Origin of the sequence: Aeromonas sp. 62-46 (assembly GCF_001898585.1) — a bacterium.
Lineage (GTDB): Bacteria > Pseudomonadota > Gammaproteobacteria > Enterobacterales > Aeromonadaceae > Aeromonas > Aeromonas caviae.
In genome coordinates this window covers 256,243-275,424 of the sequence record NZ_MKUI01000058.1, presented here as the reverse complement: position 1 = coordinate 275,424, position 19,182 = coordinate 256,243, and the positions used below count along the sequence as shown (strand labels likewise).

Annotated in this window: 18 protein-coding genes and 3 tRNA genes; 10 read left to right on the top strand and 11 right to left on the bottom strand. The window is 53.8% G+C overall.

The features are described from left to right. Nucleotides 1–21: 21 nt before the first annotated feature. The 8 genes from BGO64_RS19055 to BGO64_RS19020 all read left to right on the top strand — a co-directional run bounded on the left by BGO64_RS19055 (nt 22) and on the right by BGO64_RS19020 (nt 5,051). Entirely contained in the window at nt 22–216 is a 195-nt protein-coding gene (locus tag BGO64_RS19055) for a Trm112 family protein (protein WP_209792934.1), read from the top strand. Next, nucleotides 213–974, top strand: coding sequence for a 3-deoxy-manno-octulosonate cytidylyltransferase (kdsB, locus tag BGO64_RS19050; RefSeq protein WP_286701200.1), 762 nt, complete (start codon nt 213–215; stop codon nt 972–974). The genes BGO64_RS19055 and kdsB overlap by 4 nt, the downstream gene beginning before the upstream one ends. Nucleotides 975–1,184: 210 nt before the next feature. After that, on the top strand, nt 1,185–1,829 hold the full coding sequence (uvrY, locus tag BGO64_RS19045; RefSeq protein ID WP_010675231.1) for a UvrY/SirA/GacA family response regulator transcription factor: 645 nt from the start codon (nt 1,185–1,187) through the stop codon (nt 1,827–1,829). Nucleotides 1,830–1,939: 110 nt separating this feature from the next. Beyond that, nucleotides 1,940–3,793, top strand: coding sequence for an excinuclease ABC subunit UvrC (uvrC, locus tag BGO64_RS19040; RefSeq protein WP_045524196.1), 1,854 nt, complete (start codon nt 1,940–1,942; stop codon nt 3,791–3,793). Nucleotides 3,794–4,006: 213 nt separating this feature from the next. After that, complete coding sequence (gene pgsA, locus BGO64_RS19035) at nt 4,007–4,561, top strand: CDP-diacylglycerol--glycerol-3-phosphate 3-phosphatidyltransferase (protein ID WP_010675229.1); 555 nt, start codon at nt 4,007–4,009, stop codon at nt 4,559–4,561. A gap of 179 nt (nt 4,562–4,740) precedes the next feature. Continuing rightward, nucleotides 4,741–4,816 (top strand) — tRNA-Gly (locus tag BGO64_RS19030). Between the two features lie 34 nt (nt 4,817–4,850). Next, a tRNA-Cys gene (locus BGO64_RS19025) sits at nt 4,851–4,924 on the top strand. A 40-nt stretch (nt 4,925–4,964) separates the two neighbouring features. Then, a tRNA-Leu gene (locus BGO64_RS19020) sits at nt 4,965–5,051 on the top strand. A 190-nt stretch (nt 5,052–5,241) separates the two neighbouring features. On the opposite strand, the gene BGO64_RS19015 is transcribed toward BGO64_RS19020, so the two are convergent. From BGO64_RS19015 to BGO64_RS18985, 7 genes are all read right to left on the bottom strand, one after another. Then, the gene (locus tag BGO64_RS19015; protein WP_286701199.1) at nt 5,242–6,531 is read right to left on the bottom strand and encodes a methyl-accepting chemotaxis protein; all 1,290 of its coding nucleotides are present in this window, start codon (nt 6,529–6,531) and stop codon (nt 5,242–5,244) included. A 561-nt stretch (nt 6,532–7,092) separates the two neighbouring features. Then, nucleotides 7,093–8,076: an acrylyl-CoA reductase (NADPH) gene (acuI, locus tag BGO64_RS19010; protein WP_286701198.1), complete on the bottom strand. Its 984-nt coding sequence runs from the start codon at nt 8,074–8,076 to the stop codon at nt 7,093–7,095. Nucleotides 8,077–8,128: 52 nt separating this feature from the next. Further along, entirely contained in the window at nt 8,129–8,764 is a 636-nt protein-coding gene (acuR, locus tag BGO64_RS19005; RefSeq protein ID WP_286701197.1) for an acrylate utilization transcriptional regulator AcuR, read from the bottom strand. Nucleotides 8,765–8,921: 157 nt separating this feature from the next. Beyond that, complete coding sequence (locus tag BGO64_RS19000) at nt 8,922–9,170, bottom strand: GlsB/YeaQ/YmgE family stress response membrane protein (protein ID WP_010675223.1); 249 nt, start codon at nt 9,168–9,170, stop codon at nt 8,922–8,924. A gap of 128 nt (nt 9,171–9,298) precedes the next feature. Further along, nucleotides 9,299–10,024, bottom strand: a complete 726-nt coding sequence (gene lpxH, locus BGO64_RS18995; RefSeq protein ID WP_221435838.1) for a UDP-2,3-diacylglucosamine diphosphatase — start codon at nt 10,022–10,024, stop codon at nt 9,299–9,301. A gap of 13 nt (nt 10,025–10,037) precedes the next feature. Further along, nucleotides 10,038–10,724, bottom strand: coding sequence for a DUF4269 domain-containing protein (locus tag BGO64_RS18990; protein ID WP_286701196.1), 687 nt, complete (start codon nt 10,722–10,724; stop codon nt 10,038–10,040). Further along, entirely contained in the window at nt 10,714–11,211 is a 498-nt protein-coding gene (locus BGO64_RS18985) for a peptidylprolyl isomerase (RefSeq protein ID WP_010675220.1), read from the bottom strand. The genes BGO64_RS18990 and BGO64_RS18985 overlap by 11 nt, the downstream gene beginning before the upstream one ends. 191 nt (nt 11,212–11,402) lie before the next feature. Here BGO64_RS18985 and cysS point away from each other — a divergent pair, with 191 nt between their 5' ends. After that, the gene (gene cysS, locus BGO64_RS18980; protein WP_286701195.1) at nt 11,403–12,779 is read left to right on the top strand and encodes a cysteine--tRNA ligase; all 1,377 of its coding nucleotides are present in this window, start codon (nt 11,403–11,405) and stop codon (nt 12,777–12,779) included. Nucleotides 12,780–13,014: 235 nt separating this feature from the next. Here the strand turns inward: cysS and BGO64_RS18975 are convergent, their stop codons facing one another. Beyond that, nucleotides 13,015–13,374, bottom strand: coding sequence for a lysozyme inhibitor LprI family protein (locus BGO64_RS18975; protein ID WP_010675218.1), 360 nt, complete (start codon nt 13,372–13,374; stop codon nt 13,015–13,017). Between the two features lie 95 nt (nt 13,375–13,469). Between BGO64_RS18975 and BGO64_RS18970 the strand changes: the two genes are divergently transcribed. Continuing rightward, the gene (locus tag BGO64_RS18970) at nt 13,470–14,084 is read left to right on the top strand and encodes a hypothetical protein (RefSeq protein WP_286701194.1); all 615 of its coding nucleotides are present in this window, start codon (nt 13,470–13,472) and stop codon (nt 14,082–14,084) included. A gap of 100 nt (nt 14,085–14,184) precedes the next feature. Here the strand turns inward: BGO64_RS18970 and BGO64_RS18965 are convergent, their stop codons facing one another. The 3 genes from BGO64_RS18965 to BGO64_RS18955 are packed head-to-tail and all read right to left on the bottom strand — an operon-like array spanning nt 14,185 to nt 18,913. Further along, a complete protein-coding gene (locus tag BGO64_RS18965) occupies nt 14,185–16,356 on the bottom strand; it encodes a DEAD/DEAH box helicase (protein WP_286701193.1) in 2,172 nt (723 codons plus the stop codon). After that, a complete protein-coding gene (locus tag BGO64_RS18960; protein ID WP_286701192.1) occupies nt 16,353–17,801 on the bottom strand; it encodes a Hachiman antiphage defense system protein HamA in 1,449 nt (482 codons plus the stop codon). The genes BGO64_RS18965 and BGO64_RS18960 overlap by 4 nt, the downstream gene beginning before the upstream one ends. Further along, nucleotides 17,798–18,913 carry a ComEC/Rec2 family competence protein gene (locus BGO64_RS18955; RefSeq protein WP_286701191.1) on the bottom strand — a complete coding sequence of 372 codons (1,116 nt, stop codon included), beginning with the start codon at nt 18,911–18,913 and terminating at the stop codon, nt 17,798–17,800. The genes BGO64_RS18960 and BGO64_RS18955 overlap by 4 nt, the downstream gene beginning before the upstream one ends. Between the last annotated feature and the right edge of the window lie 269 nt (nt 18,914–19,182).

Sequence of the window (19,182 nt, the reverse complement as noted above, 5' to 3'; positions counted from 1 at the left end):
CATCGTTAAAGGAGTTTGGTTGTGGCACTGGATATTAAACTGCTCGACATCATCGCCTGCCCGGTCTGCAAGGGTAAGCTGCACTATCAGGCTCACGCCGGTACCCAGGAGCTCATCTGCCGCTTCGACAGACTGGCCTATCCGCTGGAAGAGGGGATCCCGGTGCTGCTGGAGAACCGGGCCCGCCACCTGCCGCTGGAAGAGCTGAAGCCATGAGTTTCGTCGTCGTTATTCCGGCCCGTTACGCCTCCACCCGGCTGCCGGGCAAGCCGCTGGCCGACATCCACGGCAAGCCCATGGTGCAGCACGTGGTGGAGAAGGCCCTGCAATCGGGCGCCGAGCGGGTGATCGTCGCCACCGATGACGAGCGGGTGCAGCAGGCCCTGGCCCCCTTTGCCGCCGCTGCCGGGGTCGAGGTGTGCATGACCTCACCGGATCACCAGTCCGGCACCGAGCGTCTGGCGGAGGTGTGCCGTCACTACGGCTTTGCCGCCGACACTATCGTGGTCAACGTGCAGGGGGATGAGCCCCTCATTCCCCCCGCCATCATCCGCCAGGTGGCGGACAACCTGGCCGCGGCCAGCGCGCCCATGGCGACGCTGTCGGTGCCGATCAGGGATGCCGAAGAGGCGTTCAATCCCAATGCCGTCAAGGTGGTGACCGACCGGGAGGGGTATGCCCTCTATTTCAGTCGCGCCAGCATCCCCTGGGATCGGGACCGCTTTGCCCAGAGCCGCGAGCAGATTGGCAATCACTACCAGCGCCACATCGGCATCTACGCCTATCGCGCCGGCTTCATCCAGCGTTACGTGGACTGGGCACCGAGCGTGCTCGAGCAGGTCGAAGCCCTGGAGCAACTGCGGGTGCTCTGGTACGGGGAGAAGATCCACGTGGCCCAGGCGCTGCAAGCCCCGCCGGTGGGGGTGGACACCCAGGCCGATCTCGACAAGGTGCGAGCGCTGCTGGCCGGTTGAGGCTGGCGGAACGGCTTTGATGCAATACGGCGCCCCAGGGCGCCGTTTTTTAATTGATTCTTTGTATAATAATTTGATTTAAAACGGATTTTACGAGCAATTTCAAACTTTTCCCGCCCATGGTTTGCCAAATCATCGAGTTTGGTTATGATGCAAGACGCCGTGTTAACCCTAACTGGCATATAACGAGATAAAAAACGGGGTGTTTGGGTGATTAATGTATTCCTGGTCGATGATCATGAGTTGGTGCGTACAGGGATAAGACGCATTTTGGAAGACGTCCGCGGGATCAAGGTGGTGGGCGAGGCGCAGAGCGGGGAAACCGCGGTGGCCTTCTGTCGGCAACATCACCCCGATGTGATCCTGATGGACATGAACATGCCGGGCATCGGTGGTCTGGAAGCGACCCGCAAGATCCTGCGGATCCGCCCCGATGTACGCATCATAGTGCTGACCATTCATTCAGAAAATCCGTTCCCCACCAAGGTGATGCAGGCGGGCGCCGCCGGGTACCTCACCAAGGGGGCCGCGCCGGACGAGATGATCCACGCCATTCGCCTGGTTCACTCCGGTCAGCGCTACATCTCCCCGGAGATCGCCCAGCAGATGGCCCTGAGCCAGTTCGCCTCCGCCGACGAGAACCCCTTCAAGTCCCTCTCCGAGCGGGAGCTGCAGATCATGATGATGATCACCAAAGGGCAGAAGGTGACCGACATCTCCGAGCAGCTCAACCTGAGCCCGAAGACGGTCAACAGCTACCGCTACCGCCTGTTCAGCAAGCTGGGGATCAACGGCGACGTGGAGCTGACCCATCTGGCCATTCGTTATGGCATGCTGGATGCCGATACCCTGTAACGGGGGCGTGTGGACACCAAAGGCGGCACCGGCCGCCTTTTGCTTTTTGCAGGCTGTGGGCAGTATGCTCTCCCCGTCTTTTTGCATTCATCCGTTGAGTCGAGTTGCCGATGACCCTCTCTCCCGAGCCCCATTTTGACAGCAAGGCGTTTCTGAGCGCCGTCACCCACCAGAGCGGTGTCTACCGCATGTACGACAGCGGCGGCACCGTCATCTACGTGGGCAAGGCCAAGGATCTCAAGAAACGGCTCGCCTCCTACTTTCGGGCCAACGTCGACAGCATCAAGACCCGCACCTTGGTGCGCCAGATTGCCGATGTGCAGGTAACGGTCACCCACACCGAGACCGAGGCGCTGATCCTCGAGCACAACCTCATCAAGCAGTACCAGCCCCGCTACAACGTGCTGCTGCGGGATGACAAGTCCTACCCCTGGATCATCATCACCGACCATCGGCACCCGCGCATCGGCGTCCATCGCGGCGCCCGCAAGGTGAAGGGGGAGTATTTCGGCCCTTACCCCTCCGGCGGCGCGGTACGCGAGAGCCTGCACCTGATGCAGAAGATCTTCCCGGTGCGCCAGTGCGAGGATGCCGTCTATGCCAACCGTACCCGCCCCTGCCTGCTCTACCAGCTCAAGCGCTGCGCCGGCCCCTGCGTGGCGGGGCTGGTGAGCGAGGCCGAGTATGCCCAGCAGGTGGCGCTGGCCAAGCTGTTCCTCGCGGGCAAGAACCAGCAGGTGATCGGCGAACTGGTGGGAAAGATGGAGTCCGCCAGCGGCGATCTGCGCTTCGAGGAGGCGGCCCGCTACCGGGATCAGATCCAGGCCCTGCGCCGGGTCACCGAGCAGCAGTCTGTGAGCGGCAACGTGCTGGACGAGCTCGACGTGGTGGGGGTGGCCTTCGAGCAGGGGACCGCCTGCATCCACGTGCTCTTCATCCGCCAGGGCAAGGTGCTGGGATCGCGCAGCTACTTCCCGAAAGTGCCGGCCGATACCCCGCTTGACGAGGTGGTGCAATCCTTCCTGCTGCAGTTCTATCTGTCGGGGCAGGGGGGACGGCAGATCCCGAGCGAGGTGCTGCTGGACGTGGCGCTGGAGGATGAGAGCGTCATCGCAGACACCCTGAGCCAGACCGCCGGCTACAAGGTGCGGGTGGTGAGCCGGACGCGCAGCGAAAGGGCCCGCTTCATCAAGCTCGCCTCCATCAACGCCCAGACCGCGCTGCGCTCGCGCCTCGCCCACAAGAGCACCATCACCGCCCGTTACGATCAGCTGGAGGAGCTGCTGGAGCTCGAGACCCCCATCGCCCGCATGGAATGTTTCGATATCTCCCACACCATGGGGGAGCGCACCGTGGCCTCCTGCGTGGTGTTCAACCGGGAGGGGCCGCTCTCCTCGGAATACCGCCGCTTCAACATCGACGGCATCACCGGCGGGGATGACTACGCCGCCATGGAGCAGGCGCTTGAGCGCCGTTTTGGCAAGCAGCAGGAGCCGGACAAGGTGCCGGATGTGCTGTTCATCGACGGCGGTCTCGGCCAGTTGCGCCGCGCGGAGGAGATCCTGGCGCGCCAGCTGGAGTTTCTCGGCGGCAAATACCCGCTGCTGGTGGGCATCGCCAAGGGGGTGACCCGCAAGGCGGGGTTGGAAACCCTGATCCTGGGGGACAGCCACGAAGAGCTGCATTTGCCGGCGGACATGCCCGCCTTGCACCTCATCCAGCACATTCGCGATGAATCCCATCGCTTTGCCATCACGGGCCACCGGGCCAGGCGCGCCAAGGCCCGCACCACCAGTACCCTGGAGGACATTCCCGGGGTGGGGCCGAAACGGCGACAGGCGCTGCTCAAATACCTGGGTGGCTTGCAGGAGGTGAAAAAAGCCGGGGTGGACGAGCTCGCCAAGGTGCCCGGCATCAGCCAGGAGCTGGCCCAGTCCATTCACGACGCATTGCACTCGCTCTAGCGCTGCCTTTGGTGTGAAGGTGGTCACGCCAGGGGGCATCAGGGCGTGCCGCCTGCGCACAAGAGCCGTGACGCAGGGGGCTCCCAAATGCCATAATGACCGGCATCCTGAGGTTATTGATGGATTAATGGACCAAGGCGGGCGCCAGTTCGGTTGCATCCGCGATCGGCTTGGGGCTACCATGTAGCGGCATACAAGAAGTGGCTGAAAATAATGACAAATATTCCTAACCTGCTGACGTTCTTTCGGATTTTGCTCATCCCCGTCTTCGTCATCCTGTTCTACCTTCCCTATCAGTGGTCCTACATGGCGGCGGCCATCGTCTTTATCCTGGCGGCCGCAACCGACTGGTTTGACGGCTATCTTGCCCGCAAGCTGAACCAGTCCACCGCCTTTGGCGCCTTCCTCGATCCGGTGGCCGACAAGATCATGGTGGCAGCGGCCCTGGTGGTCATTGTCGAGCACTACAACACCGTCTGGGTCACCATCCCCGCCATGACCATGATTGGCCGGGAGATCATCATCTCCGCCCTGCGTGAATGGATGGCCGAGCTTGGCAAGCGCTCCTCGGTGGCCGTCAGCTGGATTGGCAAATGGAAGACCATGATCCAGATGGTGTCGCTCACCGGCCTCATCTGGCAATACGACATCTGGATGGTGTGGCTCGCCTATGTGCTGCTCTACGTGGCCACCGTGCTCACCTTCTGGTCCATGTTCCAGTACATGAAGGCTGCCTGGGGCGATCTCAGCTACCACTCCCGGTTCTAGTCCCGACGGGAAGATGACCGTTTCTCTGCCACTGGCGCCGAGAAACGGCCATGAGCTGCAAAAGTGTGGGAAAAGGGTAAAAAACACCCGAACGATCAGCGTATTAAATGTTTTTGGTTGACTGGGCGGGGAACATCGCTAGAATGCGTTCTCACAGTCAGGCAGTCAGCCAGACCGATGCGGGAATAGCTCAGTTGGTAGAGCACGACCTTGCCAAGGTCGGGGTCGCGAGTTCGAGTCTCGTTTCCCGCTCCAAATTCAGACAATAGAGAGTTACTCTCTTTTGCATGGCGCGTTAGCAAAGCGGTTATGCAGCGGATTGCAAATCCGTTTAGTCCGGTTCGACTCCGGAACGTGCCTCCATATTGACAAGCCCGCCCGCGGACTTGATACCGATTGCGGTGCCTGAGTGGTGAAATCGGTAGACACAAGGGATTTAAAATCCCTCGACGTTCGCGTCGTGCCGGTTCGATTCCGGCCTCAGGCACCATTTAAATCAAAGACTTACTAAGGCCACTAGCAATAGTGGCCTTTTTGTTTCTAGTCAATTGACTGCCAGAATGGCAGCGACCTGAAGAGTCGGTTCATCTCTTGAATCTGCACGTGCCAGGCTGCGACCCCTGGTGTGAACATCAAAGAGCCTGCTCGATGGCAGGCTCCTGAGTGCTTCCCAGATTTATCTAGAGTTCCGAGATGATGGTCGATACCTCTTCTGCTCCGTGTCTTATCTCCTCCATCACTTTTGCAACGTCATCGATCTGCTTTTGCCCGTGGATGGCGCCGTCTGCCGCGGACTGGATCTGCTCGCTGACCTGCCTGGTGAGCTGCTGATTCTGGCTGACGACATTGGCTATTTCGTTGGTCGATAGGGAGGTTCTTGCCGCCAGTTGACGAACTTCATCGGCCACGACGGCAAAGCCTCTGCCTTGTTCGCCGGCTCTCGCCGCTTCGATGGCGGCATTGAGCGCGAGCAGGTTGGTCTGGTCTGCAATGCTGCTGATGGTGGATACGATGGCGGTGATATTCTGGGATTGAGCGTGGAGCTTGCTCATCAAGGTGCTGGCATGTTCCATCTGCCTGACAATATTGTCTGAAGTGGAGACGACGGTGGTCAACATCTCCTCTCCTTTGATGACGGAGGATTTGGTTGTGACAGATGTTTCATTTGCCACCTTGGCCACATGTTGTACGGCCTGATCTTTGCTGATCTGCGGGGTGATATTGGAAGCAAACTTGATGACCTTGATCACCTTGCCATGGCTGCCCCGCACAGCGTTGTAGGTTGCCTCCAGCCAGACTTCATGGCCTTTTTTATCAAATCGCTGAAAGCGCCCCGATTTGAACGTCCCCTGAGCCAGCTCCTGCCAGAAATCGGGATGTTCCCGATAAAACAGCTCATCACAAAACATGCGATGTTGATGGCCTTTAATTTCATCGAGTCGATAGCCCATGGTATCCAGGAAATTACGGTTGGCGGAAATAACAACACCAGTCGGTTCAAACTCGATGACGGCGAGGGAGCGATCCAGCGCCTCAAATATTGCTTTTTGAGTCATGAGCAGATCATGTTGCACTGTCACATCTGACGCTATTTTGATGATCTTGATTATTTTTCCGCCCTGGCGGACGGGGAAATAGGTGGCTTCCAGCCATATTTCCTTGCCTTGTTTGCCAACCCGGTGGAAGGTGCCATGCTGGCTGTGCCCATTTGCCAGATCTCGCCAGAATTCCCGATAGGAGGGGGAGTCGGTATCTTCTTTCATGCAGAACATGGCGTGATGCTGCTGCACGATCTCATTGAGGGAGTAGCCGACGGAATGAAGAAAAAGCGGGCTGGCATCGAGAATATAACCATCGGTGGTGAATTCAATCATGGGAAGATGATCGTGCATGGCATGATCCAGAGCCTCGCTTTTCAAGGCCCTCTCTCGTTCTGCTGCCAGCTCTTTTTTAAGTTTCGAGTCGAACATAAGCACACTCCAGCCAAGAAAATAGAATCATCCGACATCTCTTCGTTGACGAACTCTTCACACTTTCTGGGTATGAAGGGTCGTTTTTGAGTGTAATGCACCCCTGTCATTTGATTCGGGCTTTTCCATACAAAAAACAGGTTTAATACAAGATGATGCGCCCTTTATATATGCGGTGATAAATAAAACGTATTCCTATTCTGAATTATTTGTTCGATGCATCGATTGTTTAACGGGGTCTGTCAGTGGGCAAGACAATGGTTCGCAGCCGTGGGCGAACAGGGCCTCATTTCGGCGAATACGGGTATCCAGGGCAGGGGCTTGTCGGTGAGGAGTGACGGTCGTCTGCATCGATGGGGGAGGGCGCGCAGCGGGAAGGTGCGGCATATAGAGGTGTCTCGGTCCCTCTGTCCGGGAAACCTGCACTTGAGTGTTTGAACGCATCTGTTGCCCATTGTCATGGACGATGGGAAGGAGGGGTGACGTTCCGTGTGGCTGCGAAATGCCCTGGAGAGGCTCGCCTGACCTGGTCAGGCGAGCCGGCTCATATCGCGTCAGTCATCACCCCTGGACATTAACCAGGATCCGGCCGCGCACCTGGCCTGCCAGGAAGGTATCCCCCAGGGTCACGACCTGGGAGAGGGGCACTTCCCGGGTGAGGAGATGGAGGCGGGTCAGGTCGAGATCCTCGGCCAGTCGGGCCCAGGCCTGCTGGCGCAGCGGGCGCGGTGCCATCACGCTGTCGATGCCATAGAGGGTGACGCCGCGCAGGATGAAGGGCATGACGGTGGAGGGGAAGTCTATCCCTCCCGCGAGACCGCAGGCAGCCACGGCGCCGCCGTAGCGGGTAGTGGCGCAGGCATTGGCCAGGGTGTGGCTGCCGACGGTGTCGATGACGCCGGCCCAGCGTTCCTTGCCCAGCGGGCGTCCCGGCGCGGCCAGTTCGGCGCGATCGATCACCTCGGCGGCGCCGAGGGACGTCAGATAGTCGGCCTCGTGCAGCCGCCCGGTGGCGGCCACCACTCGATAGCCCAGCTTGGCCAGGAGGGTGATCGCCACGCTGCCCACGCCGCCGTTGGCGCCCGTCACCAGAATGTCACCGTCACCGGGGGTGATGCCGTGCTTCTCCAACGCCATCACGCAGAGCATGGCGGTGTACCCTGCGGTGCCGATGGCCATGGCGTCCCGGGGCTGGAAGCGCTCAGGCAGGGCGACCAGCCAGTCGCCCCGGACCCGTGCCCGCTCTGCCAGCCCGCCACTGTGGGTCTCGCCCACGCCCCATCCGTTGAGCACCACCTTGTCGCCGGGGTGCCAGTCGGGATGCTGGCTCTCCAGCACGGTACCGGCAAAGTCGATACCGGGGATCAGAGGGAAGCGGCGTACCACGGGGGAGGCGCCGGTGAGGGCCAGGCCATCCTTGTAGTTGAGGGAAGACCACTGTACCGCCACGGTCACATCCCCGGCAGGCAATATCTCCTCGGAGAGGCTCTGGTAGCTGGCGCGATAACCCGCCTCGTCTTTCTCGATCAGAATACCGTTGAACATCTTGTCTACTCCCATTAATTGGACTGACTGACTATTAATCTTTGTAAAAAAATCACGTTGCTAACTTCATGAAAAAATTGAGAAAAGAGAGCATGGGCTCGGTATCGCCCACCAGGCGTGCGCGCAGTACGGCCCCTTCCCAGCCGATCCAGAACTGATGGGCGAGGGCAGGGCAGTCACAATCAGGGGGCAGCTCCCCCGCCGTCACCGCGTCCCTCAGGCAGCGGGCGAGCAGCGCCTCCCAGTCGAGGAGGATCTGCTCAAGGCGCAGGCGCAGCGCGGGGGACAGTTGCACCACCTCCTGACCCAGATTGCCCACGAGGCAGCCCCGCTGGAACGCAAACCGGGTCATGCCCCGGCAGGCGCTGTCGACGAAGGCAACAAGACGGGCCAGGGGGGGCAGGCTCTCATCCTCCAGATAGCGCGTCAGCTTGCGGCAGAAGTAGTGGTGATAGGCATCCATGACCGCCAGAGTGAAGTCGTGCTTGGTGGCGAAGTAGTGATAGAAGGAGCCCTTGGGGATCCCGGTCGACTGCAACACCCGCTCGATGGAAGTGGCGGCGATGCCCTGCTCGGTCAGCAGCTCCATGCCCCGGCGGATCAACAGATCCCGGGTGTCGGCATAGGTGTGCCCGTGCTGGGCAGGGCGGCCGCGAGGGCGGCGGGGCCGGGGGTCATTGGCTTGCATGGGGCTTATTAGACGCCTCAACTAGAAATAATGCAAGCGCGGCACCGAACGGACGAAACGAGTGGATGAGATCGGGTAGTCGAGACAAGCTGGCGCCAGCGGGGCTGAAAACAGCGAGGGCGCCAGTGGCGCCCTCGCATCGATGGGTGGCTGCGTCTCAGCTGCGCAGCTTGTTGTAGACAAACAGCACGATCAGGGCGCCAACGGTGGCGATGATGATGCTCGGCAGGTTGAAGCCGGTGACCGTTCCCATCCCGAGCAGGGTGCTGACATAGCCCCCCACCATGGCACCGACTACCCCCAGGATCACCGTCATGAAGAAACCGCCGCCATCCTTGCCCGGCATGATCCATTTGGCCAGGATGCCGACGATCAGCCCCAGTACCACCCAAGTAAGAAATCCCATGGTCATCTCCTCGTTGTGTGCAGAGAACCAGAGTATATGCAGGGATCCAGCTTGTATCCCGCCGCAGCACGGCGTGAGTCAGAAACGGTCATATGAGACTCGCTCCTGACCATGGCAGGCAGAGGGCCTCAGCCGAGCGCGCGGGTGTCGAGGCGCTGCCCGGCGGGGGAGCACACCAGCACCGACCCCTGCTCGAACCAGTCTCCCAGCACGATGCGCCGCGCCTCACGGCCATCCAGAGTGAAGTCGTGGATGGCGGGCCTGTGGGTGTGGCCGTGGATCATCAGGCGGCAGCCGTGCTGGCGCAGCATCTCGTCCACCGCCTCCGGAGTCACGTCCATGATGATCTGGCTCTTGTGGGCATTCTCCATCTGGCTCTGGCCGCGCATCTTGTGGGCGATGGCCTGGCGGCGCGAGAGCGGCAGGCGCAGGAAGAGCCAGCGCAGCCATTTGAGTTGTGTGATGCGGCGAAACTTCTGGTAGCCCTCGTCCCGGGTGCAGAGCAGATCCCCGTGGCTCAGCAGCACCCGCTCGCCGTACAGCTCGATGACGCAGGGGTCGCCAAGCAGGGTCATGCCGGCCCGTTTGGCAAACTGGCGCCCCAAGAGGAAGTCGCGGTTGCCGTGAATGAAATAGAGGGGCACCCCCTGCTGGCTCAGGGCGAGAAAGGCATCGGCCACCTCGCGGTGGAGCGGGTTGGGGTCGTCGTCCCCAATCCAGAATTCGAACAGATCCCCCAGCACATAGAGGGCGTCGGCACCGGGCGCGTCTTCGGCCAGAAAGCGCACTAGGGCCGCCGTCATGTCGGGCCTGCCTTGGCTGAGGTGAATGTCACTGATAAAGAGGGTGCTCATGAGTTCCTGGGCATCATGGTAAGAGAGTCCCGCCTGGGTGCGGACAAGGCCTGTGACCTTGCTCGTCGAGCGGGCGGGGGAGGGAAGGGCAGCAGAGCCCCGCAAGGTTGACGCCCTCCAGGGTCAGCAACGCCTCGTAAGGGTCGCCGGACAGGCCCAGCAGGCGGCACATGGCCGCTTCCCCCTTGAGCCCTTCATCAAAACGCAGGCGCAGCACTTCCCGGTGGAAGGGGGCGCCAAAGCGCTCAAGCAGGGCGGCCATCAGGCTGAGGTGGCGCCAGCCATGACACGCCTCGAGGGGATCAGGGGTGAGGTAGAGCTCGACTGGCCAATACTGGCCATCTGGCCCGTGGCGTCGCTGCTCGGCGATCCAGACCTGCTCGCCCTTGCTTCGCACCTGCCAGCCTTGTGCTGCCAGTGTCGCGGCAAGGAAGGCCGGGGCCGGATGCTGGCAGAGGATGTCGAGATCGCTGCCGGGCCTATCCAGCCCGATGGCGATCGTGCTCACCAGGGCCAGATCGTTGCACAGGGGGCCAAGCTCATCCCACAGGCCGCCGCTCAGCAGGGCGTGGGCCGAGCGCTGACGTTCGTTGCCCTGGGTCAGATAGTCGAGGCGGCGCCAGTTGGGGGCGGCAGATGGAAAAACTGCGGCCGGGGCCGCAGTGGTATCAGAGCCTGGCCGGCAGGGATTACTCGGCAAGGGTCACCTTGGTGATCACGACGTCTTCGGTCGGGACGTCCTGGTGCATGCGGCCGTAGTTGCCGGTCTTCACGCCCTTGATCTTGTTGACCACGTCCATGCCGGCGGTCACTTCACCGAACACGCAGTAGCCGAAGCCCTGGGTGGTGGCGGACTTGAAGTCCAGGAAGTCGTTGTTGTTCACGTTGATGAAGAACTGGGCGCTGGCGGAGTGCGGCTCCATGGTGCGGGCCATGGCGATGGTGCCGACCTTGTTGGACAGACCGTTGGCCGCCTCGTTCTTGATGGGAGCGCGGGTCTCTTTCTCTTCAAAGCCCGGGGCATAGCCGCCACCCTGGATCATGAAGCCGTCGATGACGCGGTGGAAGATGGTGTTGTCGTAGTGACCGTCACGGCAGTATTGCAGGAAGTTGGCCACGGTCTCCGGGGCTTTTTCCGCGTTCAGGGTCAGGGTGATGTCGCCGTGGTTGGTGTGCAGAGTAACCATGAGTTGTCCTTTCATTTTGACGCGGGCAGCAAGGTGCCCGCAGGTGTATGGCATAAAGTGGTGGCAATTCTAGCCCATCAAGGCCCTGCGGCATAGATGGCAGGGGGGAGAGGGGGCTTTTTCTGCCTCGTTTTCTATACCGGATGCGGTTAGAATGGCAGGCCATTTTACTCACAGGCAGTGGTCATAAGATGCTGAAGATATACAACACACTCACTCGTCAAAAAGAAGAATTCAAACCTATCCACCCGGGCAAGGTGGGCATGTATGTGTGTGGCGTCACTATCTATGATCACTGTCATATCGGCCATGGCCGTACCTTCGTCGCCTTCGACGTCGTCGCTCGCTACCTGCGTTATGCAGGATACGACCTCACCTATGTGCGCAACGTCACCGACGTGGACGACAAGATCATCAAGCGCGCCGCCGAAACGCACGTGACCTGTGACGATCTCACCGAGCGCCTCATCGGCGACATGCACCAGGATTTCGACGCCCTCGGCATGGTGCGTCCGGACATCGAACCCCGCGCCACCCAGCACATCGGCGAGATCATCGCCCTGGTTGAAACCCTGCTGGAAAAAGGGCACGCCTACGTGGCGGACAACGGCGATGTGATGTTCATCGTCGAGTCCTACGCCGACTACGGCAAGCTCTCGGGCCAGGATCTGGAGCAGTTGCAGGCCGGCGCCCGGGTCGACGTGGTGGATGCCAAGCGCAATCCGCTCGACTTCGTGCTGTGGAAGATGTCCAAGCCCGGCGAGCCGACCTGGGACAGCCCCTGGGGCCCGGGTCGCCCTGGCTGGCACATCGAGTGCTCCGCCATGAACTCCAAGCACCTTGGCAACCACTTCGACATCCACGGCGGCGGCTCCGATCTGCAGTTCCCCCACCACGAGAACGAGATTGCCCAGTCCTGCTGCGCCCACGGCGGCGACTACGTCAACACCTGGATGCACAGCGGCATGGTGATGGTGGATAAAGAGAAGATGTCCAAGTCCCTTGGCAATTTCTTCACCATCCGTGATGTGCTGGCCCACTATGACGCCGAAACCGTCCGTTACTTCCTGATGTCCGGTCACTACCGCAGCCAGCTCAACTACTCGGAAGACAACCTCAAGCAGGCCCGCGCCGCGCTGGAGCGCATGTACACCGCCCTGCGCGATCTGCCGGCGGCCGCCGCCGCCGGTGGTGACGAGCAGGTGGCCCGCTTCGTTGATGCCATGGACGACGACTTCAACACCCCGGAAGCCTACTCCGCCCTGTTCGACCTGGTGCGCGAGATCAACCGCCAGAAAGCCGAAGACATCGCTGTCGCCGCCGGCCTCGGTGCCCGTCTGCGGGAGCTGGGCGCCGTGCTCGGCATCCTGCAACAGGATCCGGATGCGTTCTTGAAGGGTGACGAAGCGGACGAAGAGGTCGCCGAAATCGAGCAACTGATCGCCCAGCGCAATCAGGCCCGCGCCGACAAGAACTGGGCCGCGGCGGATGCCGCCCGTAACCGCCTCACCGAGATGGGCATCGTGCTGGAAGACAGCGCCGGCAAGACCAGCTGGCGCCGTGCCTAAGGCCGGTGGCCTTCTTGGCGCCTAGGCCAACAGGTTGAGCCAATAAAAAAACCGCAGCCTTAGGGCTGCGGTTTTTTTATGGCCTGCCAAAGCCTCGGCATTTTTCGGTCTGATCACCTCTCCCCTTGCGGGAGAGGGTCAGGGTGAGGGGAGCTCGCATCATGACTCACCGGAGTGCCTGCAAGCCGTCTGTTACTTGCCCCCAGTTCCTACCTGACCTGGTTGGCGCCTCTGATCATGGCTGGTCCGGCAGTGTGTTCAGGTCTTTGGTGCGCGCCTCGGTCAACTGGGTGAGACAACTGCTGTGGACCATCGGCGCCATTGATCCCCCTTCATAGACGCCGGCCTCGTAGCGGCACTGGGCATCGCGAAAGGCGATCCAGGCCCGTTGCGCAGTTCTCAGCCTCTCCAGCTGTGCCTTCTCCAGGGAGGCAACCCGCTTTTTATAGGCGGCATTGAGCTTGGCATCGGCTCGCTGGTAATCCTGAAACGCACAGATGTTCATGTCGGTTTGTGTCACCGGCGCAGTACAATCCTGTTCGGCCTGAACGGCAGTGGTTGCCAGCAAGAGCAACAGGGCGGGATAGGGTCTCAAGAGGCAGTTCCTTTGTGGTAGGGAGAGGGCCAATATACGGCATAAACCGGCCCGATGGCGGCTCTGTTTTTCAAGAATAACAAGGAGATGACGTCATGAAGTTGAACTGGATGCCGTTTCTGGCCCTGCCTCTGCTGGCGTCCGGGCTGTCTGTGGCCGCCACAGCCCCCGATATGCAGGTCCAAGCCCGCGCCAAGGTGGCCGAGTTTCTGGTCTGGGAGCGCCAAGTCAAACCGAGCGGCCTCTATCAGGCAGACCTGGGCGGTGCGTTGCCCAACATCGTCTCCCCCGAGCTGCTCTGCCTGCTCAATGCTGCCTCCAAGGCGCGGGAGATAGCAACTCGCGAAGCCCCGGACGAGAAGCCCCCCTTCGTCGAGGGCAACCCCTTTCTGCCCAATGCCTGGGATCACCTGCTGGGCTCTGAGATCCTCTCGTCACGCGCCATCGCCGGCAGCCGGGATCGCAGCGAGGTCAAGGTGCGTTTCACCTTTGGCGAGCCGGGCACCCCGCTCTACGCCTCCAGCGGCACCTACCGTTTTGTCAGCACCTATCTGGTACAGGAAGGGCCGCAGGGCGCCCGCATCACCGATATCGACGCTGGCGGTAGCTGTGATTTCTGCCAATCCGGCAGCCTGCGCGCCGCTCTCGTTGATACGCTCGCCGCCTATCCCGCCGTAGGGGCAGCGCAGTGCAAGGGGTTGGGGAAATAGGGCTTTGGCTTGGGTCAAAGCGTGTTTGGGGAATAGAAATAAAAACCGCAGCTCAAGGCTGCGGTTTTACATGTTTAAGCTCAAAGAGCTTTAGCGAATTCTACATATATGAAATAGCTCTTTTTATAAAATCAAGCTCAAAACGAGTCAAGTATGAGTATGATTTTTCATATTTGGAAGTTAAATAATCAATTACCGAGTCTATATTATCTATATCTTCAATGTGACTTTTATTTTTTTCAATGAAAATCTTGGCAACTTGACTTGGAATTCCAAATTCCTCCAATGAATTAATTGCAGCTGGGTAATAAAAGTTTTCAAGAGAAGATGCAAATGATTTGTAATCTCCAGAGGGATATTTAAATCTTTTAAATATAACCTCCTGAACATCACTAACCGCATAAATTATTTTTGGAAGATTGTAATTTACTAGGTTCTTCTTGAAGTTAAAAATAGCTTGAACAGAGTCGTCAATATTGTAAGTGTTGTCTTTGCTATGCCAATAGTTATAGTTCTGCTGAATCAGTACTTTGTCATCAACCTTATTTATTATATCTACAAGTTTTCTATGTAATTGACTTGCTGAACGAACAGTTCCTCCTCCCATGGAAGAAATGTTGAAGTGCTTGAATAATATTTCAGAAAGATGTTTTAATTGTATAGATGTGGGGTAAATTCCATCCCAACACATTAACTTATTCCAAGCATTACATTTGTCAGTTAACACTTCTGCTAATTGGATTAATTTATTAGGGTCAATGCCTTGATGCTTTAGTAGTAAGGACATGGGAAGAATTGTTTGATCGTAAAATTTTTTGATTTTCCCTTTGTTTTCTTCATAAATATCATCACCCAAATGTAGCAACAAGGACTCTGAGGCTTGTTCGCTTTGAGTTATAATTGGAATATCAATAAATGGCAGCTCCACTTGAGGTTTATCGCCAAATATATATACATTACCAATAAAGTGCTCAAACATTCTGCCTGAACGACCGGCAATATTATTGAACGTAAACATGTCCAGTTTAGTTTTTTTCGTTATACAGTCATCATATATGATTATGTTTTTTGCGTTTGTATTAACCCCCTCAATTAGAGTTGAAGTACAAATAAGAATATTTATTTTTGAGTCATTAAAAAGATCTACTATTAAGGCTCCAACCGCTCTTGGAATCTGAGCATGATGATAAGCAATGCCGTGTTTTACACCATTAACTAAGGACCAATCATTATGGAAGTTCTCTGCAAGCCAAGCAGCAAGTTCATTATTCGTATCATCACCATGAAGTAGTCCCATACTTAAAATACGAGTCATCAATGAACTTACACGTTTTGGCGACTTGCAGTAAATAACAGTCTGTTCTTGTCTACCAATACCACTCAGTATTTTCTTTAATAAAATGTCTCTTTCTACATCAATAAGCTCATCTTTACCAACAGTTTTTAGAGGGTAATAAAACTCATTTGTAGCAACAGTTTTGTAGGAGTCAAACTTAAGAAATGTACACCGTAGTTCATTTTCAATGCCAGAAACTAAACCATTAATATTGGGGCCTAACATATAGAATCGTTTGCATTTTTTATATAGCATTCTAAACGCTATATTCAATCTATCACTCCGGTCATCCGTATCGTTAACTGGTGCTAGTTTATAAAACTCATCAATAACAAAAAAGTCAACATTACCGATGTTTTTAAATTCAAGAACTCTTTCCTGAGTCAAAATAAAAATATTTCTTTTACTTGGTTCTTGAGAGACTTGTGTAACTAGTTTGTATTTTTCTTTATATTTTATAAGTTTTTTCTTTAACTCATCTATTAATGCTATTGTGGGAACAACAATAACTATATTATTGAATGAATTGCTGGCTACAATGGCCTCAATTATCAAGCTCTTACCAAAGCTTGTTGGTGCGCTTAAAATGATATTTTCACCACTCATAATCCTATGAAAAACTTCTGCTTGGCGAATATGAAATGTTTTATTTTCATCTTGAGGTGTAGTGAATAAGCCTTGCCTAAATTTATCTTTATTCGAATGCGTATCTTTATTAATGTATGGGTATAATCCGATTTCACCTAAAATATGGTCTAATACAAAACCATTTGGCATTTCTTTTTTTCTTTCTAATGCTCGTATCACAATATCCTGTACGAGAGCTTCATTAGCATGACTATTATATTCGTTCACCAGAGAAATCAGAAACTCATCCCACATGGAAAATTCTGGATTACTCAAGTGTTTTTTGACATCTTGATACCAAGCACTCATGAGTTCAACTCCTCAAGTAATGCAGCATTTACTTTTTTTATGTCTGATACAGGAAAATAAAAAACTCTTAAATCAATAAGGTCTATGGCCTTATGGTCAATGCCTTCTTTTAGCAGCCCCCTACATTCTGCGACTTTTTCATAAAACAATTCGATGAACTTTTCTTTATCATACTGTGTGATTAACTCACTGTTATGCATCAAGAAAATAGGGATGATTATCTTATCAAAGCGTTCATCTAAGTTAAGCTTCGAGTCAGCTAAGCGTTGAAGTTTATCTTTATGAGGCCACGATTCATCGATTTCTGAAGTAAGTGCAATTAGTCTATTTTTAAGAGATTTGACGTCAATAATATAATTGACGCTTTCTATTGCAGATTTCACAGCAGCTTCGATGTTAGTTGTAACAGCTGATGCACCTATCCAAAGTTCGATGCTATTAAAATTCAAAACAGCATGAGTACATGAAAAAGTTTTATTATTTACATCAAAAAGCTTATTCATTATTGGAATTGTGGAATAAGACTCTCTAATGGCAATGTGGAGGCAGAGATCACCCAGAGCACTAAGATCTTCGACTGGATAATGTGATCTCGCATATTTAAATAGACTTCTATGTCCGCCGGTAAAATTCACTTGTTGCTTGGGTGATAAACAATAGTCAATAATCCAGTCGTACACTAACTCAGTGAAATCACTTAAGTTCCATTGATTAAAGGTAAAGCCAATTTCAATGCCCTTTATATTTGGAGTGTCAGCATTGCAGTTGATACAGTATTTGAAAGGGGATGTAGGAAAATTGGGTGGTTTATAGTCAATACCTTCCTGAACCTTGATGCAGACTTCATGTTTTATAATGAGTTCTTGGAAAGAGTTATCTTGTAAGCAGTCTTTAATTGACACAGCATAAAGAGTATTATTACTCTGCTGTACAAGCAACATGCCTATACAAAATTCATTATGCATAACTGGTGATCCAGACATACCACTATACTGACTAACTGAATCAGATTGTGAAACTTCAAAACTGTACTCGCGACTTGCTATGTGTTCGAAGTTATTTGTAACCTTAACGTTGATGGGGGCTGGATAGTATTCTTTTTCAACTGGATAGCCACACGCCTTCACGTCATTATCTAGGTTTATAGTTGTTTTGTATAAATCAATATGGCTACTAGTCGTGCCGTTAGGTAACTCTAGTAAGGCTACATCACGATATTTGTTACAATATATTATGTTGGCGACTACATATTTTTGATTAAAAAATCCATCACTACTTAGAGATACATTGATTTTTGATGCTCCATCAACAACATGGTTAGCTGTCAGTAACAAGTCGCGAGCAATAGAAAAGCAGGTCCCTCGTTTTACCCTTCCATCTGAAAAATGTGTTTCTAATAGATATATGCTAGAAATATTGAATTTCCCCAGCGCTCCTGCAGTCATAGATTAACCTCACAAGAATTCATTAACAATTTAGTTCTTGGGTAATTATTATTTAGTTCATCTTTGAACCAGTCTGGTATTGTGTCTAGCGAATAATTAAAATGAATTTCTACATCTGAGTCAGCGTTCACAAATGCTATTCTCGCCAATGTCTCTATATCTGGATGTCCATGAGATTGCCCGTTGGTACTTATCAAAAACTTATTACATTCAATTCTTTTTAATAGTTCTAGGCTTGTATTGTTTTTACTTCCATGATGAGATATTTTTACTGCATCAACTTTAATTACATCTATTCTATTCTCATCTAGCCAAGATATGAAAACACTAGCATGGCAGTCACCCAGGTAAATTATTTTTTTACCATCATGTTCAATTAAAAATGCAAAGCTGCTTCTGTTGGTTGGTGATTCATCATCATAAAATTTCGAATTTGCCAATTCGAAAATGCTATTGTTTTCTGCTGATGAGATCTGGTGAGAATTAGTAAGTAACCCTCTAATATTTCCAGTGTATTGTTCAAATGAATCATAGTGACATTTATTTATGATTCGAGGGTTAATATTTTTTTCCTTAAGCTTGTCTTCCCAAATATTTTTTAGATTAAAGAGATCATCTTTGCTTGGCCCTATGATGGAAAGCTTCAAATTGCCTATATAAAAATGGTCGCATATTTCTCTATATAAAGCGTTACCATTAACGATATCGTTGCACTTATAGCTTTCATTAGAAATCAGATAGGATAGCGACGTGCCTTCTGAGTGACCAATTTTAGTTTTTTCTGCAATTTCTTTACTCTCCTCATAAATAGCTTTGAGCTTAAGATCTGCTCGAAGGTCTATATTATCAGTAGATGATTTTCCAAAAAATTGTTCTGCTCCGTTGAAATAAATTTTCCCAATAGTTGGGCATTCTGGATGCATCAATAGTTTAATGATACCATTAATGTGGTCATTATCTATGTGTGTAACTATCACTGCATCTATTTTTTTGCCACCCCCAGTAACATCCATGCTCCAGTTAGAAAATGACTGTGCGGTACCACCATCAATTAAAATAAATGCAGATTGAGTTTTAATTGAAATGCAATCGCCGTTGTCAGCTTTGTACATTTGTATTTTCATAATCACCCAGTTCGGTTACCTAACGTAATGACTAAAATAAATGCCGTCAGTTTTTGAGTGTTACATAGCAAGGCATTATTTCCTTATGATTTTCTACTGTGCATTGTATTGAATTTCTCTAATGTTATTGGGGTAAATAAATATGGCCATAGGTTCGATTGGAGAAGCGTAAGCGGACGTTCAAGAAATAGGGTGTTATTACGGTGAAATACTCACTATAGGGCCTTCAATATAAAACTGTTTCTCGATAGGGATAT